Source organism: Vibrio rotiferianus CAIM 577 = LMG 21460, assembly GCF_002741985.1.
GTDB lineage: Bacteria > Pseudomonadota > Gammaproteobacteria > Enterobacterales > Vibrionaceae > Vibrio > Vibrio rotiferianus.
The window spans coordinates 286,494-313,192 of the sequence record NZ_APHW01000022.1 but is presented as its reverse complement, the minus strand read 5'-3'; the positions used below and the strand labels follow the sequence as shown (position 1 = coordinate 313,192).

At 45.0% G+C, this 26,699-nt stretch carries 22 protein-coding genes and 2 pseudogenes; 18 read left to right on the top strand and 6 right to left on the bottom strand.

Annotated elements, in window-relative coordinates:
• The first annotated feature begins 2 nt into the window (after nt 1-2).
• The gene (gene vmrA / locus B853_RS11910; protein WP_038883860.1) at nt 3-1,349 is read left to right on the top strand and encodes a sodium-coupled multidrug efflux MATE transporter VmrA; all 1,347 of its coding nucleotides are present in this window, start codon (nt 3-5) and stop codon (nt 1,347-1,349) included.
• Nucleotides 1,350-1,419: 70 nt separating this feature from the next.
• On the opposite strand, the gene B853_RS11905 is transcribed toward vmrA, so the two are convergent.
• From B853_RS11905 to B853_RS11895, 3 genes are all read right to left on the bottom strand, one after another.
• On the bottom strand, nt 1,420-2,298 hold the full coding sequence (locus B853_RS11905; protein ID WP_038883897.1) for a U32 family peptidase: 879 nt from the start codon (nt 2,296-2,298) through the stop codon (nt 1,420-1,422).
• Nucleotides 2,299-2,318: 20 nt separating this feature from the next.
• Nucleotides 2,319-3,332 carry a ubiquinone anaerobic biosynthesis protein UbiU gene (gene ubiU / locus B853_RS11900; RefSeq protein ID WP_038883858.1) on the bottom strand — a complete coding sequence of 338 codons (1,014 nt, stop codon included), beginning with the start codon at nt 3,330-3,332 and terminating at the stop codon, nt 2,319-2,321.
• Between the two features lie 150 nt (nt 3,333-3,482).
• The gene (locus B853_RS11895) at nt 3,483-5,519 is read right to left on the bottom strand and encodes a sensor domain-containing protein (protein ID WP_038883856.1); all 2,037 of its coding nucleotides are present in this window, start codon (nt 5,517-5,519) and stop codon (nt 3,483-3,485) included.
• Between the two features lie 264 nt (nt 5,520-5,783).
• Here B853_RS11895 and ubiT point away from each other — a divergent pair, with 264 nt between their 5' ends.
• On the top strand, nt 5,784-6,311 hold the full coding sequence (gene ubiT, locus B853_RS11890) for a ubiquinone anaerobic biosynthesis accessory factor UbiT (protein WP_010450041.1): 528 nt from the start codon (nt 5,784-5,786) through the stop codon (nt 6,309-6,311).
• Entirely contained in the window at nt 6,295-6,798 is a 504-nt protein-coding gene (locus B853_RS11885) for a GNAT family N-acetyltransferase (protein ID WP_038883854.1), read from the top strand. The genes ubiT and B853_RS11885 overlap by 17 nt, the downstream gene beginning before the upstream one ends.
• Before the next feature lie 72 nt (nt 6,799-6,870).
• On the opposite strand, the gene B853_RS11880 is transcribed toward B853_RS11885, so the two are convergent.
• Nucleotides 6,871-7,323, bottom strand: a complete 453-nt coding sequence (locus tag B853_RS11880) for a DUF2541 family protein (RefSeq protein ID WP_038883852.1) — start codon at nt 7,321-7,323, stop codon at nt 6,871-6,873.
• 63 nt (nt 7,324-7,386) lie between these two features.
• Here B853_RS11880 and B853_RS11875 point away from each other — a divergent pair, with 63 nt between their 5' ends.
• The 12 genes and pseudogenes from B853_RS11875 (at nt 7,387) to deoD (ending at nt 18,682) form a co-directional block, all read left to right on the top strand.
• Nucleotides 7,387-7,785 carry a DNA polymerase III subunit psi gene (locus tag B853_RS11875; protein WP_010450035.1) on the top strand — a complete coding sequence of 133 codons (399 nt, stop codon included), beginning with the start codon at nt 7,387-7,389 and terminating at the stop codon, nt 7,783-7,785.
• A 12-nt stretch (nt 7,786-7,797) separates the two neighbouring features.
• A complete protein-coding gene (gene rimI, locus B853_RS11870) occupies nt 7,798-8,253 on the top strand; it encodes a ribosomal protein S18-alanine N-acetyltransferase (protein WP_010450033.1) in 456 nt (151 codons plus the stop codon).
• A 171-nt stretch (nt 8,254-8,424) separates the two neighbouring features.
• Complete coding sequence (locus B853_RS11865; protein WP_249027415.1) at nt 8,425-9,252, top strand: GGDEF domain-containing protein; 828 nt, start codon at nt 8,425-8,427, stop codon at nt 9,250-9,252.
• The gene (locus tag B853_RS26475; RefSeq protein WP_249027414.1) at nt 9,231-9,500 is read left to right on the top strand and encodes a diguanylate cyclase domain-containing protein; all 270 of its coding nucleotides are present in this window, start codon (nt 9,231-9,233) and stop codon (nt 9,498-9,500) included. Before B853_RS11865 ends, B853_RS26475 begins: the two co-directional genes overlap by 22 nt.
• 120 nt (nt 9,501-9,620) lie before the next feature.
• The gene (prfC, locus tag B853_RS11860; protein ID WP_010450029.1) at nt 9,621-11,210 is read left to right on the top strand and encodes a peptide chain release factor 3; all 1,590 of its coding nucleotides are present in this window, start codon (nt 9,621-9,623) and stop codon (nt 11,208-11,210) included.
• 120 nt (nt 11,211-11,330) lie between these two features.
• A complete protein-coding gene (locus B853_RS26030) occupies nt 11,331-11,498 on the top strand; it encodes a DUF5363 family protein (RefSeq protein ID WP_160167634.1) in 168 nt (55 codons plus the stop codon).
• Nucleotides 11,485-12,260 (top strand): annotated as a pseudogene (locus B853_RS11855) (TatD family hydrolase). Before B853_RS26030 ends, B853_RS11855 begins: the two are co-directional and overlap by 14 nt.
• Nucleotides 12,261-12,464: 204 nt before the next feature.
• The gene (locus tag B853_RS11850) at nt 12,465-13,748 is read left to right on the top strand and encodes a NupC/NupG family nucleoside CNT transporter (protein ID WP_038883847.1); all 1,284 of its coding nucleotides are present in this window, start codon (nt 12,465-12,467) and stop codon (nt 13,746-13,748) included.
• Between the two features lie 581 nt (nt 13,749-14,329).
• Entirely contained in the window at nt 14,330-15,106 is a 777-nt protein-coding gene (deoC, locus tag B853_RS11845; RefSeq protein ID WP_010450021.1) for a deoxyribose-phosphate aldolase, read from the top strand.
• 98 nt (nt 15,107-15,204) lie between these two features.
• Entirely contained in the window at nt 15,205-16,533 is a 1,329-nt protein-coding gene (gene deoA, locus B853_RS11840) for a thymidine phosphorylase (protein WP_010450019.1), read from the top strand.
• Nucleotides 16,534-16,597: 64 nt separating this feature from the next.
• Nucleotides 16,598-17,818, top strand: a complete 1,221-nt coding sequence (locus B853_RS11835; RefSeq protein ID WP_038883845.1) for a phosphopentomutase — start codon at nt 16,598-16,600, stop codon at nt 17,816-17,818.
• 144 nt (nt 17,819-17,962) lie between these two features.
• Nucleotides 17,963-18,682 (top strand): purine-nucleoside phosphorylase, encoded by a 720-nt coding sequence (gene deoD, locus B853_RS11830; protein WP_038883842.1) that lies wholly within the window; start codon nt 17,963-17,965, stop codon nt 18,680-18,682.
• Between the two features lie 76 nt (nt 18,683-18,758).
• Here deoD and B853_RS11825 read toward each other — a convergent pair whose 3' ends face one another.
• Nucleotides 18,759-19,364 carry a YtjB family periplasmic protein gene (locus B853_RS11825; protein WP_029561031.1) on the bottom strand — a complete coding sequence of 202 codons (606 nt, stop codon included), beginning with the start codon at nt 19,362-19,364 and terminating at the stop codon, nt 18,759-18,761.
• Nucleotides 19,365-19,455: 91 nt separating this feature from the next.
• On the opposite strand from B853_RS11825, the gene serB reads away from it, so the two are divergent.
• Nucleotides 19,456-20,436: a phosphoserine phosphatase gene (gene serB, locus B853_RS11820; RefSeq protein ID WP_038883839.1), complete on the top strand. Its 981-nt coding sequence runs from the start codon at nt 19,456-19,458 to the stop codon at nt 20,434-20,436.
• Between the two features lie 55 nt (nt 20,437-20,491).
• On the opposite strand, the pseudogene B853_RS11815 reads toward serB, so the two are convergent.
• Nucleotides 20,492-22,842 (bottom strand): annotated as a pseudogene (locus B853_RS11815) (PilZ domain-containing protein).
• 151 nt (nt 22,843-22,993) lie between these two features.
• On the opposite strand from B853_RS11815, the gene radA reads away from it, so the two are divergent.
• Together radA and fusA are read left to right on the top strand one after the other, a co-directional pair.
• Nucleotides 22,994-24,373: a DNA repair protein RadA gene (gene radA / locus B853_RS11810; protein ID WP_038885133.1), complete on the top strand. Its 1,380-nt coding sequence runs from the start codon at nt 22,994-22,996 to the stop codon at nt 24,371-24,373.
• Between the two features lie 217 nt (nt 24,374-24,590).
• Nucleotides 24,591-26,678 (top strand): elongation factor G, encoded by a 2,088-nt coding sequence (gene fusA / locus B853_RS11805; RefSeq protein WP_038885134.1) that lies wholly within the window; start codon nt 24,591-24,593, stop codon nt 26,676-26,678.
• Nucleotides 26,679-26,699: the final 21 nt, after the last annotated feature.

Here is a 26,699-nt window from a genome sequence, read left to right as displayed (position 1 = left end):
TCATGCAAAACTCTATCTATAAACAGTTTTGGAAATACACAATTCCGACCGTTGCAGCCATGTTGGTTAACGGCTTATACCAAGTTGTTGATGGCATTTTTATCGGTCGTTATGTCGGTGCTGAAGGATTAGCGGGGATCAACGTTGCTTGGCCGATCATTGGCTCGATACTTGGTATCGGTATGATGGTCGGGGTAGGTACGGGGGCACTGGCCTCTATCAAACAAGGTGAAAAGGACAGTGAGGGCGCGAAACGCATTCTTTCAACTGGTCTATTGCTTTTAGTCGCTCTGATGCCAATAGTGGCGACAACCTTGTTCTTCTTCGCCGATGACTTTATTCGCTGGCAGGGCGCAGAAGGTCGTGTTTACGAGCTAGGCTTGCAATACCTACACATTCTCAGCGTGGCGTGTGTGTTCTCGCTAGGCTCGATTGCGGTGCCATTTTTGCTTCGCAATGATGATAGCCCTAACTTAGCCACCATCTTGATGGTGATCGGCGCGGTGATCAATATCGTGCTCGACTATATTTTTATCGCTTGGCTTGGCTGGGAGCTTACCGGTGCTGCTATTGCTACCGCTCTGGCGCAGATGGTTGTGACGATTTTGGGGGTGGGGTACTTCTTTACTTCCAGAGCCAACATGCGCTTGTCTTTCAGCGATTTGAAGATGCAGTTTGATGTCATTCCTAAGATTGTCATGATTGGCACGTCGAGCTTCTTTATGTACGCTTATGGCTCAATGATGGTCGCTCTGCACAATGCGCTGTTTGCCCAATACGGCAGCGCGTTGTTGATTGGTGCTTACGCTATTTTGGGCTACATCGTGACGGTTTACTATTTGATTGCAGAAGGCATTGCCAATGGTATGCAGCCTTTAGTGAGCTATAACCATGGCGCACGCAACCAAGATAACATTCGTAAGCTGTTGAAGGTCGCAATGGGCACGTCAGTGCTTGGTGGTGTCGCGTTTGTTATTCTGATGAACATCTTCCCGTACGAGTTTGTATCGGTGTTCAACAATGCTGACCAGAATCTGATTGATGCGACGGTAGTCGGTATTCGTCTCCATATGTTTGCATTGTTCTTAGATGGGTTCTTAGTGGTTGCCGCGGCGTACTACCAATCAGTCAACAAAGGCAGTAAAGCCATGTTCGTGACCATCGGTAATATGGTGATTCAATTACCGTTCTTGTTCATTATGCCGAAGCTGTTGGGTGTGACGGGTATTTGGATTGCATTCCCACTGTCCAACATCGCCTTAAGTTTAGTGGTGATGACAATGTTGTGGCGTGATATTAAGAAGCTAATGAACGAGAGCTCAGCAGAGCCGAGTGTTCAAGTCTCTTAACGACGAAAAGATGTAAAAAAAGCGAGGTCAGTACCTCGCTTTTTTATTGCTTTGAAATCGTAAGCAGGGATTAGATGTTCTTCACTTCCAGACCTGCAAGTTGATGCCAGTAACCGTTACATTGGCGGTCTTGGATTTTGCCAGGGTTGGTGCCTTTCTCGTTTGAACGGAACTGATCCAGTTCAGAGAAGGTGCTGAGACCCAGTGGGCTTAGGCGAACCACATCAACCAGACCTTCCATGCTTGGTAGATCGTTGATCAGGTTATAGCAGTAACCTGACTGAGTTTGGATGCCGTTCAAGTTAAAGACTTCTTGACCTTCTTGGCTGCTTACTTGGATACCTGTTGGGTATTTAATACAGCAAGTTTCGCAATCATCTTTAGCTTTGTTTTCTGCGCGAGCGGTAAAGCAGCGTGCCGAGTAAGCCAATGGTAGATAACCGTGGCTGAATACTTCTACTTCAAACTTATTGCGAATACCAAGCTCATCACATTGAACCAGCGTATTACTGAGCCATTCACGAGATAGCTCTACAGGCATACACCAGCGGATCATGCCTTGTTTTAGGAACAAGTTAAGCGTGTGCGCATTGTAAGTGTTAACCGCAGGGCCAACGACGAAAGGCACTTTATGCTCAGAAGCCAGTTGAACCGCGGACACGTCGTTGGCTTCAATCGCGAAGTCACCGTTGTCGATGTACTTCTTCATGATGTTCACTTCACTTGGTGCTTCTAATAGTGCCATCGTTGATAGCATGACTTGTTTGCCAGATGCAGAGAGTTCTTTCGCGATATCGAACCAATGTGCAGGCTTCATTTCACGACGTTTCGAACATACGGTTTCACCAAGGTAGATGATGTCCGCAGAGCTTGATTTCGCTTGTTCGTAAAACGCTTCAACATCTTGCTTTGGCCAGAAGTACAACAGTGGACCAAGCGCGTATTTCATTGAGTTATCCATCTTAACCTCTACTGCCATTTACGGTGGTAAGCACCAAGTGTGGTTTGCGTACCTTCAGACACGTTTGCCAACGCTGAATCCCAAGCCGCTTCTACTTGGTAAGCTTCTGGGTTTGCTTGGTAGCGATCAATCGCAGCACGCCATGTGCGCGTTACTTGTTCTACGTACGCAGGGCTACGCTGGCGACCTTCAATTTTTACTGAAGCGACATTCGCAGCAAACAGTTCTGGCAGCATAGACAGGGTGTTCAAACTGGTTGGCTCTTCCAGTGCGTGGTAGCGTTTTTTCTCGCCTTCGATTTCAGCTTCAAAACGACCTTTACATAAGGTTGGGTAGCCCGCGTTTTCACCTGCGCTGTAGCGATCGATCAGGATATCGTTAAGACGAGATTCCAGACCATTTTCTGTTTCTTGCCAGCGAACGTATTTCGCCGGAGAGCACGCGCCAACGGTGTTTGGTGATTCGCCAGTCATGTAAGACGATAGGTAGCAACGACCTTCCGACATGATGCATAGGCTACCGAAAGCAAAGACTTCTAGCTCGACATCACTGGTGATATTGCGAGAAAGCTGTTTTACCTGATGGATAGACAGTACGCGAGGCAGTACTACGCGTTTTACGTTGAAGTTTTGTTTGTAGAAATCAACGGCTGCAACGTTGGTTGCTGAAGCCTGTACTGACAGGTGCAGTTCTAGCTCAGGGTATTTGCGAGCAGCGTACTCAAGTACCGCAATGTCAGCCACGATCAGCGCGTCCACGCCCAGTGCCGCTGCATTGTCGACCGCATTTGTCCAACGGTCGAAACCATTTGGATGGGCAAAGGTGTTTAGCGCAACGTGGATCTTTTTGTTGCGGTCATGAACGTACTGCACCGCTTTTTCAAGCTTCTTGCCGTTGAAGTTCAGGCCAGCAAAGTGACGAGCGTTGGTATCGTCTTTAAAGCCGATGTATACGGCGTCTGCACCGCAATCAATCGCGGTTTTTAGCGCAGGCAAGTTACCCGCAGGACACAAGAGTTCCATATGCTCACAATCATAGAGAATAAAAAGGTGCCCGCATTTTATGAAGAATTATGAATAGCGAAATTGACCTAAGTTAGGTTTAGCTCAATAAAGTTGAGATTTACCCCTTGAGAGTAAGGGGGTAAATCTCAGATTTTGCTGTAGTTGAGATCAGTTCTTATGACGGCGGTTTTGTGCAAACAACTCTTCAACTTCGTGTTTAGGTTGAGGGCGGTAGAAATGGAAGCCTTGAATCGAGTTACATTGCAGGTTCGATAGTAGTGTTGCTTGCTGATGGGTTTCTACGCCTTCGGCAACAACGGTCAAATCTAATGATTTACCAAGATTGATGATGTTCTCAATCACCGTCACCTGTTTCGGTAGTGTATCGATGTCGTTGATAAACGCACGGTCGATTTTTAGTTCATCGATCGGAAAGCGGGCTAGGTAGGAAAGGGAAGAGTAACCAGTACCGAAGTCATCGATGGACAACGCAAAGCCAAGTTTTTTGATCGCATTAAGCATTTGTACCGTGTGTTCGCTGTCGCTCATTACCGCACTTTCTGTCAGCTCAAAGGTAATACAGCTTGGATCGAGTTCTGTGGTGCGTAGTAGCTTTTCCATGTAATCGATCAGTTGCGGGTTACCAAATTGCTCTGGAGAGAGGTTGATGGCCACGCGGCCCGGTAAGATACCTTGCAGTTTCCAGCGTTTTACTGTGTTAAATACATCACGCATTACCACACGACCAAGGTGTTCAATCAAGCCTGCGCGCTCTGCTACAGGGATAAATGCCCCTGGACTAATGTAGCCTTCGACTGGGTGCTTCCAACGTACGAGTGCTTCTGCGCCGTTAATGCTGAAGTCACGCGCGTTAACTTTTGGCTGGTACCATACTTCCAAACCGTTTTGCTGCAACGCTTTTTGTAGCTCGATCTCTAACCACAAACGCATGCGTGCTTCTTTGTTCATCTGGTCGTTGAATTTAATCAGACGGTTACGGCCGCGATCTTTTGCTTCGTACATAGCGGTGTCTGCGTTTTGCAGCAGAATACGCGCGTCTTGACCATCTTCTGGATAACGAACACTACCGATAGAACACGCGAGGCGTTTACTAAAGTGATGCAGATCGAAAGGTTGGTTGATCAGGGAAATAATACGATCAGAGATAATCTCCGCCATTCTTGAGTTTTCAGGCTCAGGAAGGATGATGCCAAACTCGTCACCACCTAAGTGGCCAATGATAGCTTGGTTAGGTAATAAACGTTTTAGTCGGGCTGAAACTTCTTGGATGACTTTATCGCCAATATGATGACCAAGTGAGTCATTGATGTTTTTGAAGTTGTCGATATCAAGATAGAAGACCAAGAGTGGTGTTTGGCTTCTGATTAACTGCTCTAAACGCTTGGTAAAGCCAAATCGGTTATAAAGTTTAGTCAGTGAATCGATATGTGCGTCTTCAGTACTATTCGATAAATTTTTTGGTGTGTCATCCGCATCTTGAATCAAGATGATTTGAGATTCACTACCAAGAATAGCGGTGACATCAGCATTGAGTTGAACTTTACGTTCAAAGCCACAGCGAGCACTAGTCAGGCAAATAAACGGCTTTTCCGATAATAATGAACTGAGTTTATGACTGAATACTTTCTTACTGTTCTCATCGATAAACAGCCTAGAGAGCTCTTCGCCAAGTAATTCATGTGGTGAGTTCAAGCCAAGCAATCGTGCTGAGGCAGGGTTTGCAGAGATGATGATGTCATCTTCAACCAGCAATAAGCCGTCGGGTAATAACTGAGTCAGCTTACTAAACTTTGTTTCGGACTCTTCAAGAGAGCGAACAAGGATTTGTTTTTCAGAGGTATCGATGGCATGAAAAACAACAAATCGAGTTTGTTTGTCTTCAATAATTGGAGAAATACTGAAATGAAGGCTGGTTTCTAAGTCAGTTTCATCGAGCGTAATTTCTGCCTCAATGTGCTCTCCGCTAAAGGCACGCTGATAGTATGGCTGAAGTTTATGATAAAACTGTTCACCCAATACTTGTTCGTCGGTAAGACCGACAACATCATCGTGTTCTAAACCTGTAATATCGCAATAGCGCTCACTTACCATTCGATAACGATACTCGTTATCTAAGATGGCAAAGAAAAAAGGACTATTTGAGGTGAGCTTTACAAACCAATGTTTTAGGTGCTGCGAAGGCATTATGGGGTTACCGATCTCCAAAGAGCCTGATTATTCTTCCGTGTAATAAAAACGCTGTTTTGATAACTATAACTTTGAATATCCCGTTATTAAAGGTTTATCAATGTGAGTGCTTCAAATCTCTACGTAAGTTCAAAAAAAGATGGCTTCGCCATAAAACTGCTTATGAAGCAAACAAACAATTTTTATTGATGCATAACAGGTATAGGTATTACTCTATCGCTTAATATAAGCATTCTCATGACAAAGTAACGGATAATTAGCGTGTTAAACAAGATTCGCAGTCAACTAGTAAAGAACGCAGCATCAATTTTGCGATCTCCAGTCCAGTTATTGCCACAAACTGTTCAGAAAAAAGCCTTATTAGAAGGTTTGAAAATGGTATTCAAAGAAGCTCTAGAAGATGGCGATTTTGAGTTCCTTGAAGATAAGTGGCTGAAAGTTGCGATTAAAGACTTGAACTTAGCATGGTACATCAGCTATCAAGATGAAAAATTGCTGGTGGCAGAGAAACCAGTTCAGGAAGATGTGAGTTTTAGCGGCAACCTTAACGACTTAGTCCTGATTGCTGGCCGCAAAGAAGACCCTGATACACTGTTCTTCCAACGTCGTCTGTCTATTGAGGGCGACACTGAACTTGGCTTAGAAGTTAAGAACCTGATGGATAGTGTCGATTTAGAGCAGCTGCCAAAAGCGATGCAAGTGGCACTGAACCAATTGGCGGACTTTGTTCAGAAAGGGGTTCAAGAACCAGAACAAGAAACTGGAGTAGCGAATGCTTATTCGAACTGAAGCCCCAGCGGACATTCTCACTATTGACCGTTTATTGAAACACGCCTTCCCAACGGATGCAGAGGCTAATTTAGTGATGCGTTTGCGTGAAAACGGCAAGCTCACGTTATCTTTGGTGGCATGTACCGATGAAGGTGAAGTGGTTGGTCACGCGCTGTTTAGCCCAGTGACGTTGAATGGTGAAGATTTGTCGTGGCAAGGTCTTGCGCCTTTGGCTGTGCATGAAGATTACCGTCGCCAAGGCATTGCAGCCGAGTTGATCAAAGAAGGCTTTGATTCACTGCGTGATTTTGGTTACCCAGTGTGTGTGGTGTTGGGCGATCCAGCTTACTACGGGCGTCAAGGCTTTACAGCTAGCGAAGATATGGGCTTCGATTGTGCGTGGGAAGTACCACAAGGTGCATTTCGCGTAGCTGAGCTGGTAGAAGGTCAATGTGATGGACGTTCTGGTCGCATCGATTATTCTCCAGAGTTCTCTGAGCTATAATCGCTAATATTCAACGACAAAGCCCGCTATAAAAAGCGGGCTTTGTTTTAATAAGTAGATAGGAAGAGTAGATTAACCCTGTTCTTGAACGCGCTTTTTACCCCAAACCTCTATTTTGGCTTTTTTGCTCATGCCCGCAGCATTGAGAGTCATGTTGCCCCAGCTCTTGTATTCCATATCTAGACGTTTGAATTTAGCGTTTTCTGAACCAGGCAGTGTCCAAGCTCGAGTCGACATACCTTTCGTTAGTGTACCGACCATGGTTTTCAACTTTTTCTCGCTGCCATCGGTCATGGTGACTTTCATGTTTTTAATACTCATGGTGCCTTGAGTACATTTGATCTTAATTTTGCTGAACTGACGGTTTTTAAACAGACCATTGGGTTCAACGGTGTCGGTTTCGGTTTGGAAGTTTACGGTCTTTTCGGCGATAAGCTCCCAACCATCATTGTTATCCTTAGCAAAAGTAGTGAAGCTGGTGGTGGCGATAAGTAATGTGATTGCGAGTGATTGGAAAAGCTTCATAACACCTCTGACTTTAAATGCGAAATTTTGATAGGATTGCCTCGTTCAAATAGGTGACAAAAGATGTCAATTAACGAGAAACAGTATTTACACGAGATGGGGATCAGCACATGGGAGCTGAGTCATCCAGAAAGGCTAGAAGGCTATCAAGCACCATTATTAGATTTGCAAAGTTCATGTAAACTCTTATTGGTATCGCCAATGTGTCCAAAAAATGAGACCGCTTTGATGTTTGAGCGTGTATTGAAGAGCATTAAGCTCACACTCAATGACGCAATGCACATTGAGCCAGAAGGCTTATCTTCTTTAGGTGAACATCAGCTAGAGTGGGTATGGTTTGCGGGTTGTGAGGCTGATGTGAGCATCAATGCCAAGCAACTGACTTCACCGCTATTACAAGATATTGATGGCAACAACGAACAACGCCGCGCATTGTGGCAACAAATCTGTTCGTACTCTTAACGGAGCTAACGCGTGACAATTGAAATTACGCCGATGGGTGCTGAGCACCTTGACCAAGTCTGGCAAATTGAACAACAAGCCCATTCTCATCCTTGGGCTGAGTCATTGGTTCGAGATTTAACGAGCCGTGGTGCTTGTCACCATGTCATGCTTGAAGGTTCTCAAGTGGTTGGCTACTTCTATGGGCAGAATATTGTTGGAGAGGTGACGCTACTGAACATTGCCGTTTCGCCATCTCACCAAGGCAAAGGGTTAGGACAAAAATTGCTGGATGCGTTTATCGAACACTGCGAGCAAGCCAAAGCAGAAAGTGCTTGGCTGGAGGTACGTGAAAGCAACCACCCGGCAATCCATATTTATGAGCAAGCGGGTTTTAATGAAGTGGATCGTCGCTATAACTATTACCCAGCGAAAACTGGTAATGGTAAGGAAGACGCAATAATCATGAGCTATATCTTCTTCAACTAAATGCTGGCATTTGTCCCACCTGATTCTAAAGCCTTGGTCCATCCAAGGCTTTTATAAACCGTCCTCACACATATTTACTCTCTATCACTACTTTTGTTCGCATTATCTTCAACATAGTTATAGATTTATAAATTATATGAAACACGATCTATAAAGTGTAGGGAGGGAGCGTTGACTAAGTCGTATCCTAGAAAACTCGATACTCTTGTGGCTCAGTTGTTTGATGAGACTAGTCGTGAAGTGGTGCTCAAGGTTTTGATGCTCGTGACATTAGCGACATTTATTCCCCTAGGAGTAAAAAACCTTATCATTGGTGAAACCTTACTCGGGGTTGTTCTATTAAGCTTTCAGCTTAGCTTTGTGGTTGAGTTGGCGTGCCTATTTATGCTGGGTGTGGGAGTAATTGGTCACCGCATCCCTTTATTTTTGCTCTGGTTATCTATTGTCTTAAGTGTGTCTACTTTTGGTGTCATTGCCACTTATTGGGTTTTCCCTGTGATCGTAGCGCTGGTGTTTATTATCCCGACGAAAGATGCACTCGTAACCAATATTTTTATGATTTTAGGTTGCATGGTCGCCACTTGGCAGCAGCTCGAATTGAGCATCATACTACGATTCATCATTGCGTTGATTTGCTGCACGGTTGTTGCTCATGTTGCGGTACACAAAATAGTAGAGCTACAAAACAGCCTAAAATACCTCTCGACACGAGATTCGATGACTGGAGCGCTGAATCGGAGTCAGTTAGAGGCATTTCTATATCGTGCGCTTGATGAGAAAAAGAAGCAGAAAGCGTCAACAATCGCGGTTATCGATATTGATCACTTTAAGCAAGTTAATGACCTTTATGGGCATGACGTTGGAGATGAAGTGATTACAGAGGTTGTCAAAATCCTAAATCAAAACTCCCGCGAGTATGATCTGTTATTCCGATTGGGGGGGGAGATGAGTTTTTACTGTTGTTTGAAGGGCTTTCTATGCAAAGTGCTCACATCATGATGAACAGCATCTGCGAGAAAGTAAGAACGAAACACTATCCACGTCATGCTCAGGTCTCTCTTAGTGTGGGTATGTCAGAGTGTTTGATTGCTGAAGATACTCCGGATATGTGGGTAAAGCGTGCAGACATTGCATTGTATGATGCGAAGCAAAATGGAAGAGATCAGGTAGTCATATCTGCCAACAGAGTCGCGCCGCTAGGTGAGTTAGCATGGAAGGATAAGGTCAATCAGCCGACATCTCTCTGAACTCGTCAGAGGAAAGTTGCCCCTAAAGCAATAATAAGCGAGAATACCGCGCAATATTGAATCGAATAAGGCTTGTTTAAATTTCAAACAAGCTACCAGACATCAAAGAAGATCAGTTTCATGTCAAATACACCTTTTCTAGGCGAAGTTTCTAAGCGCAGAACGTTCGCTATTATTTCTCACCCGGATGCGGGTAAAACCACCATCACTGAAAAAGTACTGTTATTCGGAAACGCGATCCAAAAAGCAGGTACGGTTAAAGGTCGTGGTAACGCGCAGCACGCAAAATCAGACTGGATGGAAATGGAAAAGGAACGTGGTATCTCGGTTACTACTTCTGTAATGCAGTTCCCTTACAATGATTGTCTGGTAAACCTACTTGATACTCCTGGACACGAAGACTTCTCAGAAGATACCTACCGTACTCTAACGGCGGTTGACTCGTGTCTGATGGTTATCGATGCAGCGAAAGGTGTCGAGGATCGTACTCGTAAGCTGATGGAAGTAACGCGTCTGCGTGATACGCCAATCGTAACCTTCATGAACAAACTTGACCGTGATGTTCGTGATCCAATGGAAGTATTGGATGAAGTAGAGAACGAACTTGGCATGATGTGTGCGCCAATTACATGGCCAATTGGCTGTGGTAAAGAGTTTAAAGGTGTTTACCACATTCACCGTGATGAGACTATTCTGTACGAGTCGGGTCATGGTCATGAAATCCAAGAAGTGCGCATCATCAAAGGTCTGGACAACCCTGAGCTTGATGAGAAAGTCGGTGAGAGCCTAGCAGCAAGTGTGCGTGAAGAGCTTGAACTAGTCATGGGCGCATGTCCTGAGTTTGATCTAGAGCTATTCCTGACCGGCGAACTAACGCCAGTTTACTTCGGTACGGCACTGGGTAACTTTGGTGTTGACCACATGCTAGACGGTCTAACGGAGTGGGCACCTGCACCGAAAACACGTCAAGCGGTTGAGCGTGATGTTGAAGCGACAGAAGACAAATTCTCTGGTTTCGTATTTAAGATCCAAGCAAACATGGATCCAAAGCACCGTGACCGTATCGCCTTCATGCGTATCGTATCGGGTACTTACACGCAAGGCATGAAGATGAACCACGTTCGTCTTGGCAAGCAAGTAAGTATCTCTGATGCGGTAACGTTCATGGCGGGTGACCGTTCTCGTGCAGAGCACGCTTACGCCGGTGACATCATTGGTCTACACAACCATGGTACGATCCAAATCGGTGATACTTTCACTCAAGGTGAAGCGCTGAAATTCTCTGGTATTCCAAACTTCGCACCAGAACTGTTCCGTCGTATTCGTCTAAAAGATCCATTGAAGCAGAAGCAGCTTCTAAAAGGTCTGGTTCAGCTGTCTGAAGAAGGTGCGGTACAGGTATTCCGTCCACTGCAAAACAACGACCTGATCGTTGGTGCCGTTGGTGTGCTTCAGTTTGACGTGGTTGTGGCTCGTTTGAAGTCAGAATACAACGTTGAAGCTATCTACGAAGGTGTTAACGTAGCAACAGCACGTTGGGTTGAGTGTGGTGATGCGAAGAAACTGGATGAGTTCCAGCGTAAGAACCAAACGAACCTTGCATTGGACGGTGGCGATAACCTAACGTACATCGCACCAACCATGGTTAACCTAAACCTAGCGCAAGAGCGTTTCCCTGATATCGATTTCCGTGCGACTCGTGAGCACTAATCGAATCTAACGCGCTTTACATCGCGTACTAGATTATAAGCCGCCGTTAGCTATACACTTAGCTAACGGCGTTTTTTATTTGGCGCAGAAAGAATTCTATGGGCTAAAAAAGGGTGTGCAATGAACTGGTTTAAAAAAGGACTCAAACGCTACGATGATTGGTGTAAAGAGATGGGGCTGACGCCTGATCAAAAGCGCAGTTGTGTGCAGTATAAACAAGACCCAGTTCATGAAGACGAGCCTGCTAAAAAAGCAGAGCAAGAGAAGCCAAACAATGAAGCTGTTTGATACCCATTGCCACTTTGACTTCGATGTCTTTCAAGAGGATTTTGCTCACCAAGTCGATCTCGCTCGCGAGCAAGGCGTTGAGCGCATCTTGATTCCTTCTGTTGGGCCGAGTAACTGGGCTCGTATTCAAGAGTTGGCCAATCAATACACTCACCTTTATTACGCGCTGGGTTTTCACCCCTATTTTCTACAACCAGAGTTTGAGCAGTTTGCCCCAGAGCTGGAATCGTTACTTTCCTCGCCCAACCAACAATGCGTTGCGATAGGGGAGTGCGGTCTCGATTTCGCCATCGAAGTGCCGGTTGAATTGCAAGAACGTGCGCTGGAGTTGCAATTTGAACTCGCCAGGCGATTTGATTTGCCGGTGATTCTGCACAGCCGTAAAGCGCATAATCGACTTATCCAAATGGTTAAAGCGGCTAAGTTACCAAAGGGGGGGGCGTATTGCACGCGTTTTCTGGCAGTTATCAGCAAGCAATGGAATGGGTTCGATTAGGTTTTTTTATCGGTGTTGGCGGCTCAATTACCTACCCAAGAGCGAATAAAACACGCGACGCGATTCAAAGATTATCACTTGAATATCTTGTTTTAGAAACGGACGCTCCGGATATGCCTATACTTGGCTATCAGGGCGAGCCGAATCACCCTGCCAAACTCATTCATATATTGAATCAACTCTCAGAGTTGCATAACAGAGAAAAGCAATCGATTGCTGAAAGTCTATGGGAAAATAGCAATTCAGCCTTCTCCATATGTGAATAAAATCTAAAGATGCTGTTCAGAATCGAAAACGTTTCCCTTCTTATTGTGAGATAACTCACAAACGCAGGTGAATCAATGATGAATCTTATAAGAAAGTGTGAGGATGGCATTACTTTAATTGATTCTGGATGAGTATAATTGCCCCCGCTTTATAGCTCCATTTTGTAACACGCCAACAAATAACTTATAAGGAAGTCATAAACTATGAGCCTGTTTATGAGCCTAGTCGGTATGGTAGTGCTTCTTGCTATTGCATTTGCATTTTCTAATAACCGTAAAGCTATCAATCTAAGAACTGTGGGTGGCGCATTTGCTATCCAATTCGTATTAGGTGCATTTGTTCTTTATGTACCTTGGGGCCGTGATCTACTGAACGGTTTCTCTACTGGTGTTTCTAACGTTATCAACTACGGTAACAATGGTTCATCATTCCTATTCGGTGGTCTTGTTTCTGACAAGATGTTCGAAGTATTCGGCGGCGGCGGCTTCATCTTCGCATTCCGCGTTCTTCCTACACTGATCTTCTTCTCAGCACTGATTTCAGTTCTTTACTACATTGGCGCAATGCAGTGGGTTATCAAGATTCTTGGTGGTGCACTACAAAAAGCGCTTGGCACTTCTCGCGCGGAATCAATGTCTGCTGCAGCTAACATTTTCGTAGGTCAAACTGAAGCACCTCTAGTTGTTCGTCCATTCGTACCTAAGATGACTCAATCTGAGCTATTCGCGGTAATGTGTGGTGGTCTAGCATCTGTAGCTGGTGGTGTACTAGCAGGTTACGCTTCAATGGGTGTTCCTCTAGAGTACCTAGTAGCAGCATCATTCATGGCAGCACCAGGTGGTCTACTATTCGCTAAGATTCTTCACCCAGAGACTGATAAGCCTCACGAAGACATCGAAGAAGCAATGGACGGTGGCGACGACAAACCAGCTAACGTAATCGACGCAGCAGCGGGCGGTGCGGCTTCTGGTCTACAGCTTGCACTAAACGTTGGTGCAATGCTAATCGCGTTCGTAGGTCTTATTGCTCTTGTTAACGGTATGCTAGGTGGCATCGGTGGTTGGTTCGGTATGCCTGAACTAACACTAGAGCTAATCCTAGGTTACGCATTCTCTCCACTAGCATTCCTAATCGGTGTTCCTTGGAACGAAGCAGTTGTTGCTGGTTCATTCATCGGTCAGAAACTAGTTATCAACGAATTCGTTGCTTACTTGAACTTCACACCTTACCTAGGTGAAAGCGCTCAAGTAGTTGCAGCAACTGGTGAAGTAATGTCTGAGAAGACAACAGCTATCATCTCATTCGCACTATGTGGCTTCGCGAACCTTTCTTCTATCGCGATCCTACTTGGTGGTCTAGGTAGCCTTGCACCAAACCGTCGTTCAGATATCGCTCGCATGGGTATTAAAGCAGTTCTTGCTGGTACGTTGTCTAACCTAATGGCAGCTACTATCGCAGGTTTCTGCCTTAGCCTTGCAGCACTTTAATTAGAATCGGTTCTTAATATATAGACGCCGTTTTAAACCATGCCCTGTAGCAAGAAATTGCTGCGGGGCATTTTTCGTTTTTTGGACCTAAAAAATTCTACCGTACGCAAGCCTACGTGAGTGGCTTACGAAGTTGGTGGAATAGAGGCCGGAAAATTTTGAGATACAAACCGTTTGCGCTCTATTTGGTGCTACAGTTTTGCGGTGAATATCTATAATGTAGTAATCACAGGATAGCGGTTAAGGTTATTACTTAATCACTCCATGAATACTACATACTCGATGGGCAAATGATTTGCCCTCAATATCAAATCTAGCAAGAGTTTTATTGTTTGATGTGATATTAAAGACACCGCAATCATAGATTGTTGTGCCATAGGCCAAACTGGTACTGTGCGGTGACAAGGATAGCAATTGGCATATGAATTATTCGCTGTATATGCCGAGTCTTCAGGGAACCAAGTCCGTTCATTAATAGACTGTTTAGCCAATTTCTCACACTGTCTCGACTTGTTGATTATAGTTAGAGAAGTGATGTGAGGCTGAGTAGTGAATTTTTTGAATATTGATCGGAGATAGAAATGAGCGATTTAAAAGCAGCAGCGCTACGTGCACTAAAACTTATGGACCTAACTACGCTGAATGATGACGACACTGATGCAAAAGTGATCTCACTATGTCATGACGCGAAAACAGCAGTAGGCAACACAGCTGCAATTTGTATTTACCCTCGCTTTATTCCTATTGCTAAGAAGACACTTCGTGAGCAAGGTACGCCAGAAGTTCGTATTGCAACAGTAACGAACTTCCCACACGGTAACGACGATATTGAAATCGCTGTTGCTGAAACTAAAGCGGCTGTCGCTTACGGTGCAGATGAAGTTGACGTTGTTTTCCCATACCGCGCTCTAATGGCGGGTGATGAGAAAGTTGGCTTCGAACTAGTTAAGCAATGTAAAGAAGCTTGTGGTGATATCCTTCTTAAAGTGATCATCGAAACAGGTGAACTAAAAGAAGAAGCGCTAATTAAGAAAGCATCACAAATCTGTATCGAAGCGGGTGCTGACTTCATTAAAACTTCAACTGGTAAAGTGCCAGTAAACGCGACTCCAGAATACGCTCGCATGATGCTTGAAGTTATTCGTGATATGGGTGTTGCAGAATCTGTTGGTTTCAAACCTGCAGGTGGTGTGCGTACTGCTGAAGATGCAGCAGCATACCTAGCAATGGCTGACGAAATCCTAGGTGACAACTGGGTAGATGCTCGTCATTACCGTTTTGGTGCGTCTAGCCTGCTAACAAACCTACTAAATACATTAGAAGTATCGGACGAAGTTGCTGATCCAACAGCTTACTAATTCCAACAATACGTCTGAACGGTAGCACCAGTTTTTGGTGCTACCAAACCTCTTTATCCTACTTTAACCATGGCTCATAACGAGCGTGGGAGGCACTAATGTATTTACCACAAGAAATTATTCGTAAAAAACGTGATGGCGAAGTTTTAACTGCCGACGAAATCAACTTCTTTATTCAAGGCGTAGCAAACAACACAGTATCTGAAGGTCAGATCGCTGCGTTTGCTATGACTATTTTCTTCAATGAGATGACAATGCCTGAGCGTATCGCACTAACGTGTGCAATGCGTGACTCTGGTATGGTTATCGACTGGAGCCACATGAACTTTGGTGGCCCGATTGTTGATAAACACTCTACAGGTGGTGTGGGTGACGTTACCTCACTAATGCTTGGCCCAATGGTGGCAGCATGTGGTGGTTTCGTTCCTATGATCTCTGGCCGTGGTCTGGGCCACACAGGCGGTACGCTGGATAAACTTGAGTCTATCCCAGGCTACAACATCACACCAACTAACGAAGTTTTTGGTGATGTTACTAAAGACGCAGGTGTCGCAATTATCGGCCAAACTGGCGATCTTGCACCAGCTGACAAACGCGTTTACGCAACTCGTGATATCACAGCAACAGTGGATAACATTTCACTGATCACTGCTTCTATTCTATCTAAGAAGCTAGCAGCAGGTCTTGAGTCGCTAGTAATGGACGTAAAAGTAGGTTCTGGCGCATTCATGCCAACTTACGAAGCGTCTGAAGAGCTAGCAAAATCTATCGTTGCAGTAGCAAACGGCGCTGGCACTAAGACTACCGCAATCCTTACGGACATGAACCAAGTATTGGCTTCTTCTGCGGGTAACGCAGTGGAAGTACGCGAAGCGGTTCGCTTCCTAACAGGTGAATACCGTAACCCACGTCTACTTGAAGTAACAATGGCATCATGTGCAGAAATGTTGGTACTTGGCAAACTTGCTGAGAACACAGAAGACGCACGTGCGAAACTGATGGAAGCGCTAGACAACGGTAAAGCGGCTGAGTGCTTCGGTAAGATGGTAGCTGGCCTAGGTGGCCCTGCTGACTTCGTAGAAAACTACGATAATTACCTAGAGAAAGCTGAAATCATCAAGCCTGTATACGCAACAGAAACTGGCGTCGTGTCTGCGATGGATACACGTGCTATCGGTATGGCTGTTGTTTCTATGGGTGGCGGTCGCCGTGTTGCGACAGACGAAATCGACTATGCAGTTGGTTTTGACAACTTCATCCGTTTAGGTGAAGTGGCAGATAGCGATAAGCCTCTTGCTGTTATCCACGCTCGCACAGAAGAGCAGTGGGAAGAAGCAGCAAAAGCACTTCGCAGTGCAATTAAAGTTGGTGGCGAATACACACCAACACCAGAGGTTTACCGCCAAATCCGAGCAGAAGATCTTTAATAAGTAATATTACACAAGGCCTACTCACCATAATAAGAAGCCGAGTGGGCCTAAGGAACGAGCAATGAAAAGAGCATTTATTTTAGTACTAGACTCATTCGGCATCGGCGCAGCAGCAGATGCTGAGCAATTTGGTGATGTAGGTTCAGATACACTTGGTCATATTGCTGACCAATGTGAGCAAGGCCTAGCAAACAACGATCAGCGTCAAGGCGCACTTCGTCTTCCAAACCTATCTAAGTTAGGTCTGGCAATGGCGCATAAAGAGTCTACAGGTCGCTTTGCACCTGGCCTAGACGCAGATGCAGAAATCATCGGTGCTTACGGTCACGCAGCGGAGCTTTCTTCTGGTAAAGACACGCCGTCTGGTCACTGGGAAATCGCTGGTGTACCTGTTCTTTTTGATTGGGGCTACTTTACTGACAAAGCGAACAGCTTCCCGAAAGAGCTGACTGACCGTATTCTTGAGCGTGCTGGTCTAGACGGCTTCCTTGGCAACTGCCACGCATCAGGCACACAAGTTCTTGATGATCTTGGTGAAGAGCACATGAAGACTGGCCAGCCAATCTTCTATACGTCTGCTGATTCAGTATTTCAAATCGCATGTCACGAAGAGACATTCGGTCTAGACCGCCTACTAGAGCTTTGCCAAATCGCACGTGAAGAGCTAGAAGATTACAACATCGGTCGTGTTATCGCGCGTCCATTCATCGGTGCTGGTAAAGGTCAGTTCGAGCGTACGGGCAACCGTCGTGACCTTTCTGTTGAGCCACCATCAGCAACCGTTCTACAGAAGCTTGTTGAAGAGAAGCAAGGTGATGTGGTTTCTATCGGTAAGATTGCTGATATCTACGCAAACTGCGGCATCACTAAGAAAGTGAAAGCGACTGGTATCCCTGCATTGTTCGAAGCTACGCTAGAGCAAATCAAAGAAGCGGGTGACAACACAATCGTATTCACTAACTTCGTGGACTTCGACTCTGCTTACGGTCACCGCCGTGATGTAGCGGGCTACGCAGCTGCACTTGAGTACTTCGATGGTCGCATTAACGAAGTACTTGAGCTAATGGAAGAAGACGACGTGCTTATTCTAACGGCTGACCACGGCTGTGACCCAACATGGCCAGGTACTGATCACACTCGTGAGCACATCCCTGTGATTGTTTACGGTAAGAAGGTACCAGCAGGTTCACTAGGCCGTCGTGAGAGCTTTGCCGATATCGGTCAAACATTGGCAAGTTACTTCGGTACTTCTCCAATGGATTACGGTAAGAACTTCCTATAATTAGTTAGGTTTTGAAAACTAGGAGCATCATGCTCCTAGTTTTATGTTGGCAGCATAAAATGTTGCTTGTCGGAAATGAGAATATTCTAGCCAAAGCCGCCAGTAGCAGTGCGGATCGCTAGAGACAGGTTAAGGAAAAGAAACATGGCAACTCCACATATCAATGCAGAAAAGGGTGCTTTCGCAGACGTCGTTCTAATGCCGGGTGATCCGCTACGTGCTAAATACATCGCAGAGACTTTCCTTGAAGATGTAGTTCAAGTGTGTGACGTTCGTAATATGTTCGGCTACACCGGTACTTACAAAGGTCGTAAGATCTCGGTAATGGGCCACGGTATGGGTATCCCATCATGTTCAATCTACGTAACTGAGCTGATCAAAGACTTCGGTGTAAAGAAAGTGATCCGTGTCGGTAGCTGTGGTGCGGTAAACGAAGACATCAAAGTGCGTGATGTTGTGATTGGCATGGGTGCTTGTACGGACTCTAAAGTTAACCGTATCCGCTTTAAAGGTCATGACTTCGCTGCTATCGCTGACTACAAAATGGTTCGCGCAGCAGAAGAAGCAGCAAAAGCACGCGGTGTAGACGTAAAAGTAGGTAACCTATTCTCTGCAGAGCTATTCTACACACCTGATCCAGAAATGTTCGAAGTAATGGACAAGTACGGCATTGTGGGTGTTGAAATGGAAGCGGCTGGTATCTACGGTGTTGCAGCTGAGTATGGTGCAAAAGCGCTGACTATTTGTACTGTTTCTGACCATATCAAAACTGGCGAGCAAACCACATCTGAAGAGCGTCAAACTACGTTCAATGACATGATGATCATTGCACTTGACTCAGTTCTATTAGGTGATGAAGAGTAATCTTCTTGCTGTAAATTATAAAAGCAAACAGCCCGCATCATGCGGGCTGTTTTATTTTCTGAATTCGCTTTTCGATTTACTTGGTCAGCAACAGGTTTTCCCCTTTCTTACGGCGGATTGTCTGTCGACGTAAAATCATAATAAATAGCATGCCACCCACAAAACTCATGAGTATCATCATGTACATGTAGCGATCACTTTTACGATAGTGGTGGTCAGATATTGCGGTAACACGTCCTGTTTCAAAGGTGACGCGTACAAATCCAATAAGTGCATTGTCAGCGTATACAGGTTCCACCAACTGCTGACGACCAATAGAGGCTGTGGCCAGTGGTGTGTCCAGTCCTAACACCTCACGTACAGATAGCGCTTTTTCGCTAGAAGCCAAGCGAATACCTTCAGCGTCATAAATAGTGGCATCAAAAACTAAACGATCTTGTGCTAATTGATTGGTGAGCTTTAGTAAGCGTTCTTGATCTTTGTTAATGATCATTTCACTCGCCGACAGGGAAGCTTGTGAGATCAATACCTTCGTGAGTGTCTCTAGTTGCTGGGCCTGAATTTTCTCATTGCCTTTACTGATTACGACACTGTTTTTGATGGTGATAAAAAACATCACACATAACAAAATCAGTGCGAGTATTCGCAAGGCATTTCTTACCGAGAATAAGGATTCACTCATAGCTATTACTCATCCGTTCAACATAAAACAAAGACTTGCCTTTTTAGATTGTTAGGGTAACGTTTTAGCAAAGTCATAAGGGATTATATACATGGACGCGTCAAAAAGCTTGCCTATCAGAAGGCATACGACTCTTTTAAAACGACTACCTGAAACTCGCTTTGTTACACAACTCGATAAAGCTAAGGCGAATTGGATCGTATTTGGTGAACACCTTGAGCCTCGCAATTTTGAAGATATCGACTTCTATACAGGCTTCTACAATCCAATTTTAGATACGTGGAAAGTCGGTCAGTATGAAGTGGCATTAATGGCGGGCAACCTTACACCAGAGCATGAAACCATACTACAAAGCTTAAAGCTGGATTACGCTTCATTAAATGAAGTACCGGATCTATCTGCGCCAGGGTTGGTCGTGTTTGATATGGACTCAACGGCAATTCAAATAGAGTGTATTGATGAAATTGCTAAACTTGCTGGTGTGGGCGAAGAAGTCGCAGAAGTGACTGAGCGTGCTATGCAAGGTGAATTGGACTTTGAACAAAGTTTGCGTCAGCGTGTGGGTAAGTTAAAAGGTGCTGATGAATCGATTTTAGAGCAGGTGCGTAGCCAACTGCCATTTATGCCAGATTTCGAGGCCTTGATTACTACCTTTAATGCATTGGGCTGGAAGACTGCCATTGCCTCAGGTGGCTTTACCTATTTCTCCGACTTTATCAAAGACAAGGTTCGCTTAGATTTTGCTCAGTCTAATCAGTTGGAAATTGTTGATGGTAAGCTGACTGGCGAAGTTTTGGGTGATGTCGTTTCTGCACAAACCAAAGCCGACATTTTGGTCGAGCTTGCCGAAGAATATGACATTGAACAGCATAACACCGTGGCGGTGGGTGATGGCGCCAACGATTTGGTGATGATGGCTGCGGCAGGCCTTGGGGTTGCTTATCATGCCAAACCTAAGGTTGAAGAACAAGCGCAAACCGCTGTGCGATTCGCAGGTCTTGGCGGTGTACTGTGTATTCTTTCTGGGGCGTTGGTTAAGCAGCAGAAAATCAGCTGGAAAGCGAAACCTTAATCGGATCTTCTTCCAAATAAAGATAGAAAAACACCGCCATCTCGGCGGTGTTTTTCTATTGTGTTAACTCCAATCGAATGAGAACTTCTTCAGTGATGTCTTCTAATTCGATATAACCAACGAGTGCAGTGAGTTCTTTCTCTAGCTTGCTTGCTTGATGAACGCCAAATTGAGTTAAGTCACTCAAATCTTTTTCCAGTAATGAAGTCATTGCATCAAAAATCGGTGCGCTGGAGATTCTAACCGCAAGAAACTCTCCCGCCATACGCGCTTTCTTGATGAACATTATTCGTTCTTTTATGCTGGAAAATTCACCGTGAAGCTTTGACTGAATGCCGGTGATTTTTTTACCGGTGTACTCAACACTAATATAAGCGTCATGATGTTTGGCCTGAGCGCCATCGATACGCTTGATAGGTTCTGCGATTAATGTGCTTGAGCGACCTTTAAACAGCGGCTCAAGAGAGTAATGCTGTTTGTGTCCTAGACGAGCGAATAGTTCGACGTGTTTCGGTAATGGGAAGTTCACCCCCATTACGGGTGTTTTTATTGTCGATGAGCTTTGCTTGCTGACAAATATTGGTGTACTCACAATTCGCGAAAGCAAAATACAATGCAGCCGTTCTAATAACGCATTGCTTGGTAGTAGTTCTTTTTGTGGTATCAGCTTATCTTGATTGTGTTCGATAATACTGTTGAGGAATGCGATAACTTTGATCGTCTTACTATTCTCATCGATAACTAATTGAATGCCTTTGCCATCAGGGCTAACCCGAATGACGCGATAGGGAACCTCACTGAGTGGAAGCTTTTTATCGTAGAGTTGCAGCTCTCTAAAATTGACTCTTACTTCTTGGCCAGAACGTAATGGCGTTGGTGTATCAAGAATTAACCCAAGTCCTCTCTTCGATAGGTCTAATGTAAAGCCTGATGACTGTATTTTGTCTGAGGCTGTTAACACTAATGGTGTCTTAAAGCGATACCTTGGTTCTTTGCGTCGAGAGCGTGCGTCGAAGTAGATGCCTTTCGGATTGCCAACCACTTTTCTTGGATGGCGGAAATTATTCAAGGTATTTGCTGGCAAGCGAGGTTTTTCAGTAAGTAGGTAATCTGCTCCGGCATTGAAATCGGATATCTCTTGTAAGATGCCGACGTGGGAGAGCGACTCCGAGCTGTTGGCTAGCTCTGTTGAAAATGCAGCTAGATCTTCTTTTTCTTTTTTCGATAGTTCAAAGATTGAAATGCGAAATGCTTTCCAACTTTTCCTACGCGCGCCTAGATGCCAGAAAAGCTGCCTTTGCTCTCGAGTTGCCTCTGGCATGAGCATTGAGTAGAAGTAAACCTTGCCTTCGTGTTCATGAGTGAAAGAATAGAGTACGTTACTTGCACCTTTCACTCCGGCTTTTATAAGGCTTGCCACCCTTTGAGGGTTAAATAGCGCACCAAGGCTTTGTTGGTTTCGTTCATCATGCCAGTATTGCCACAACTTCTGATTATTTGGCGTTAGCATCGCAAGTTTTAACTTACTGCCTTCAAAAAACAACGGCAAATTACCAGTGTGCTTTAAGGCGATGTGCTCGTATCCCCTTGTCCTTGCTCGAATAATCTTGTCTTGATTATCATGCCTTGCTCTTTTTGAAGCGCTGTTTAGTGCTTCATCAATCACACGTGCGATGATGTTGGTATCAGTAAGGCGTAATGTTCTTAGATATTTTACAGAGTCATTCTCGTAGCAATCATCCACTGCCAAGACTCGATACTCAAGAGGCTTTTCGATACCAGCAACTTGAGATTTTCCTGAAATTTCACTGAAGGTGACTTGGATGATTTCTCCAAGCGCGTATTTAAAAGCACTTGGTACTTTAAACTTTGCACCTGAGCTTGAGAGATCGATACTCAGCCCATGGAGAACTTGACCTCTTGCCAGCTTTATTTCTACTTGCGATTGTACTCTTAATCGCTTTTCTTGGCGCTTTAGGTCATACCCGAGATGCACAGGCTCGGCAAGGAATGGGCTCTGAGGTTGGTGAGTTGGGTTGCTTGATTCGCGGCATTTGAGTTGCCCATAACCCGAAAATTGTTTCTGGTGTTGACTAAAGTCTCCCAAACACCTTCCGTATATCCACCAAATCGCTTGATGTTTTTGTGGTAGGTATTAAAAGCGACGTCATCTAACCAATGGGCAATACCATCTAAAATATACTCTCGGCATTCTCCTTTTACTCGCCCGCGTAAGTCGATGCTTTTTGTGCAAGGAGTCATGATGCGCTTTAGTTCCATCTTGACCAATATTTTGGCCGACGGCGCTTCTCCCTCAGTTAATTGGCCCAAAACGAAGTCAAAGTCGTTCGAGCCATAAACAGGGATGAGTCTTTCTGCTAAAGAGAGTATTTCAGATTGCTGCATTATTTCTGTTAAAGTATGTCGTTATTTAGATTATATCGGCTAAGCAAAGCGAAACTTAAGTATATCAATACTTCGTGTCATATAAGGTATGACATGGCGGTGCTTGGTCACATTTGTTGAAGAAACCGAGTGTTGAAAAAATCGAGGCATCATGGCGAAAGCAAAACGAGCGTATGTTTGTAATGATTGTGGCGCAGACTTCCCGCGTTGGCAGGGACAGTGTAATGCGTGTGGTGCGTGGAATACGATTACCGAAGTTCGTATCGCGGCATCTCCGACAGTTGCGCGCAATGAACGCTTGAGTGGTTATGCTGGTTCAGCAACAGAATCGAAAGTTCAAACCTTATCGGAAATCGACTTACAAGAAGTACCAAGGTTTACTAGTGGTTTTAAAGAGCTCGATCGTGTGCTTGGTGGTGGCGTTGTTCCTGGTGCTGCAATTCTGATTGGTGGTAACCCTGGTGCGGGTAAATCGACATTGCTGCTGCAAACTATGTGTTTGTTGTCTGCGCAAATGCCAACACTCTACGTCACTGGTGAGGAATCACTTCAGCAAGTCGCGATGCGCGCTTCTCGTCTTGGTTTACCAAAAGAGCATCTTAAGATGCTGTCTGAAACCAACGTTGATAAAATTTGCCAGATCGCTGAGAAAGAACAGCTGCGCATTATGGTTATTGACTCGATTCAAGTCATGCATGTGTCTGACGTTCAGTCTTCACCGGGCAGTGTGGCGCAGGTGCGTGAATCGGCAACGGCATTAACGAGGTATGCGAAGCAAAACAACGTTGCAGTATTTATTGTTGGTCATGTAACAAAAGATGGTACTCTTGCCGGCCCGAAAGTGCTTGAGCATATTATTGACTGTTCAGTACTACTCGATGGTGGTACTGATAGCCGCTTCCGTACTTTACGCAGCCACAAAAACCGTTTTGGTGCTGTGAACGAACTTGGCGTCTTTGCTATGACGGGACAGGGGCTGAAAGAGGTTAATAATCCTTCGGCAATCTTCCTATCCCGTGGTGAAGAAGAGACATCTGGTTCTTCTGTGATGGTGGTTTGGGAAGGTACACGCCCTCTATTAGTAGAGATTCAAGCGTTGGTCGACTACTCACAATTGGCAAACCCACGTCGTGTAGCGGTAGGTTTAGAACAGAACCGCCTTTCTCTATTATTAGCAGTGCTGCATAAGCACGGTGGTCTACAAATGGCAGACCAAGATGTGTTTGTGAATGTAGTTGGTGGTGTGAAAGTCACAGAGACCAGTGCAGACCTTGCTTTAGTTATGGCGCTTTTATCAAGCTTTCGTGACCGACCATTGCCGAAAGATGTCGTCGTGTTTGGAGAAGTTGGCTTGGCGGGTGAGATTCGACCTGTACCAAGTGGCCAAGAGCGTCTGAATGAAGCATTCAAGCACGGCTTTAAGAAAGCGATCGTACCAGCAGCGAATATGCCAAAGGGCGGTATTCCTGGTATGCAAATCCATGGTGTAAAAAAACTATCGGAGGCTATTGAAGCATTTGATGAGTTGTAAACACTATCTTGTGCCCCAATTTTAGGGGTAATAATAATGTTGAATCTATCCTTAATATAATCGAATTAAGCACACAAATTGCGAAGTTTGACTATTATTTGATGGTGGAAAATCGACGTTAAAATTTTTTTTGTTCCAATGGCACGCAAAGGTATCCGTCTTGACAGATTGTGATATACTCTGCGCGCACTTTATACCTTATTAACAGAGTAAGACAATGACTGATTTATCAAAATACAGAAACATTGGTATTTTCGCGCACGTTGATGCGGGTAAAACTACCACAACTGAGCGTATCCTGAAGCTTACTGGTAAAATCCATAAGACTGGTGAAGTACACGACGGCGAGTCTACAACTGACTTCATGGAGCAAGAAGCTGAGCGTGGTATTACAATCCAGTCTGCAGCAGTAACTTGTGAGTGGAACGGTCACCGCCTGAACGTAATCGACACTCCTGGACACGTAGACTTTACAGTTGAAGTATACCGTTCACTTAAAGTTCTTGACGGTGGTATCGGTGTATTCTGTGGTTCTGGTGGTGTTGAGCCTCAGTCAGAAACAAACTGGCGTTACGCGAACGACTCAGAAGTTGCTCGTCTGATCTTCGTAAACAAACTAGACCGTATGGGTGCAGACTTCTTCAACGTTGTTGACCAAGTTAAGAACGTACTAGGTGCAAACCCACTAGTTATGACTCTACCTATCGGTCGTGAAGACGATTTCGTTGGTGTTGTAGACGTACTAAACCGTAAAGCTTACGTTTGGGATGACACAGGTCTACCAGAAAACTACGAAATCCAAGACGTTCCAGCTGACATGGTTGACGACGTAGAACAGTACCGTGAAGAGCTAGTTGAAACTGCTGTAGAGCAAGACGACGACCTAATGGAAGCTTACATGGAAGGCGAAGAGCCGACTATCGATCAACTAAAAGCTTGTATCCGTAAAGGTACTCGTGATCTAGCGTTCTTCCCAACGTTCTGTGGTTCTGCATTCAAAAACAAAGGTATGCAACTTATCCTTGACGCTGTTGTAGATTACCTACCAGCTCCAACTGAAGTTGATGCTCAACCTCTAACAGATCCAGAAACTGGTGAGCCGACAGGTGAAGTTGCTACAGTTGACGCTGACGCGCCACTAAAAGCACTTGCGTTCAAGATCATGGACGACCGTTTCGGTGCTCTAACATTTATCCGTATCTACTCTGGTCGCATGAAGAAGGGTGACACAATCCTTAACTCTGCAACTGGTAAGACTGAGCGTATCGGTCGTATGTGTGAGATGCAAGCTGACGAACGTAACGAACTTACTGAAGCTCAAGCTGGTGACATCATCGCTGTAGTAGGTATGAAGAACGTTCAAACTGGTCACACTCTATGTGATCCTAAGCACGAATGTACTCTAGAAGCTATGATCTTCCCAGAACCAGTAATCTCTATTGCTGTTTCTCCAAAAGACAAAGGTTCTACTGAGAAAATGGGTATCGCGATCGGTAAAATGGTTGCAGAAGATCCATCATTCCAAGTTGAGACTGATGAAGATTCAGGTGAAACTATCCTGAAAGGTATGGGTGAACTTCACCTAGACATCAAGGTAGACATCCTTAAGCGTACTTACGGCGTTGAGCTAGAAGTAGGTGCTCCACAGGTAGCTTACCGTGAAACTATCACTCAAGCAGTTGAAGATAGCTACACGCACAAGAAGCAGTCTGGTGGTTCTGGTCAGTTCGGTAAGATCGACTACCGTATCAAACCAGGTGAGCCAAACTCTGGCTTCACGTTCAAGTCAACAGTTGTTGGTGGTAACGTACCTAAAGAATTCTGGCCTGCAGTTGAGAAAGGCTTTGCGTCAATGATGGATACTGGTGTTCTAGCTGGCTTCCCAACTCTAGACGTTGAAGTTGAACTATTCGACGGTGGTTTCCACGCAGTTGACTCATCAGCAATCGCTTACGAAATCGCAGCTAAAGGTGCATTCCGTCAGTCTATGCCTAAAGCTGGCGCGCAACTTCTTGAGCCAATCATGAACGTTGACGTGTTCACTCCAGAAGACAACGTTGGTGACGTAATCGGTGACCTTAACCGTCGTCGTGGTATGATCAAAGACCAACAAGCTGGTACTACTGGCGTTCGTATTAAAGCAGACGTTCCTCTATCAGAAATGTTTGGTTACATCGGTCACCTACGTACTATCACTTCTGGTCGTGGTCAGTTCTCTATGGAGTTCGCACGCTACGCAGCTTGTCCAGCAAACGTTGCTGAGCAAGTAATCGCAGAAGTTAAAGAGCGCGAAGCTAAGAAGTAATTCTTAATTTAACTCTTTAAG

Bases quoted from the DNA above. Each gene is read 5' to 3' on its own strand.
- vmrA (WP_038883860.1), top strand. From the start codon at position 3: ATGCAAAACTCTATCTATAAACAGTTTTGGAAATACACAATTCCGACC.
- B853_RS11905 (WP_038883897.1), bottom strand. From the start codon at position 2,298: ATGAAATACGCGCTTGGTCCACTGTTGTACTTCTGGCCAAAGCAAGAT.
- ubiU (WP_038883858.1), bottom strand. From the start codon at position 3,332: ATGGAACTCTTGTGTCCTGCGGGTAACTTGCCTGCGCTAAAAACCGCG.
- B853_RS11895 (WP_038883856.1), bottom strand. From the start codon at position 5,519: ATGCCTTCGCAGCACCTAAAACATTGGTTTGTAAAGCTCACCTCAAAT.
- B853_RS11885 (WP_038883854.1), top strand. From the start codon at position 6,295: ATGCTTATTCGAACTGAAGCCCCAGCGGACATTCTCACTATTGACCGT.
- B853_RS11880 (WP_038883852.1), bottom strand. From the start codon at position 7,323: ATGAAGCTTTTCCAATCACTCGCAATCACATTACTTATCGCCACCACC.
- B853_RS11875 (WP_010450035.1), top strand. From the start codon at position 7,387: ATGTCAATTAACGAGAAACAGTATTTACACGAGATGGGGATCAGCACA.
- B853_RS26475 (WP_249027414.1), top strand. From the start codon at position 9,231: ATGCAAAGTGCTCACATCATGATGAACAGCATCTGCGAGAAAGTAAGA.
- prfC (WP_010450029.1), top strand. From the start codon at position 9,621: ATGTCAAATACACCTTTTCTAGGCGAAGTTTCTAAGCGCAGAACGTTC.
- B853_RS26030 (WP_160167634.1), top strand. From the start codon at position 11,331: ATGAACTGGTTTAAAAAAGGACTCAAACGCTACGATGATTGGTGTAAA.
- B853_RS11850 (WP_038883847.1), top strand. From the start codon at position 12,465: ATGAGCCTGTTTATGAGCCTAGTCGGTATGGTAGTGCTTCTTGCTATT.
- deoC (WP_010450021.1), top strand. From the start codon at position 14,330: ATGAGCGATTTAAAAGCAGCAGCGCTACGTGCACTAAAACTTATGGAC.
- deoA (WP_010450019.1), top strand. From the start codon at position 15,205: ATGTATTTACCACAAGAAATTATTCGTAAAAAACGTGATGGCGAAGTT.
- B853_RS11835 (WP_038883845.1), top strand. From the start codon at position 16,598: ATGAAAAGAGCATTTATTTTAGTACTAGACTCATTCGGCATCGGCGCA.
- deoD (WP_038883842.1), top strand. From the start codon at position 17,963: ATGGCAACTCCACATATCAATGCAGAAAAGGGTGCTTTCGCAGACGTC.
- B853_RS11825 (WP_029561031.1), bottom strand. From the start codon at position 19,364: ATGAGTGAATCCTTATTCTCGGTAAGAAATGCCTTGCGAATACTCGCA.
- serB (WP_038883839.1), top strand. From the start codon at position 19,456: ATGGACGCGTCAAAAAGCTTGCCTATCAGAAGGCATACGACTCTTTTA.
- radA (WP_038885133.1), top strand. From the start codon at position 22,994: ATGGCGAAAGCAAAACGAGCGTATGTTTGTAATGATTGTGGCGCAGAC.
- fusA (WP_038885134.1), top strand. From the start codon at position 24,591: ATGACTGATTTATCAAAATACAGAAACATTGGTATTTTCGCGCACGTT.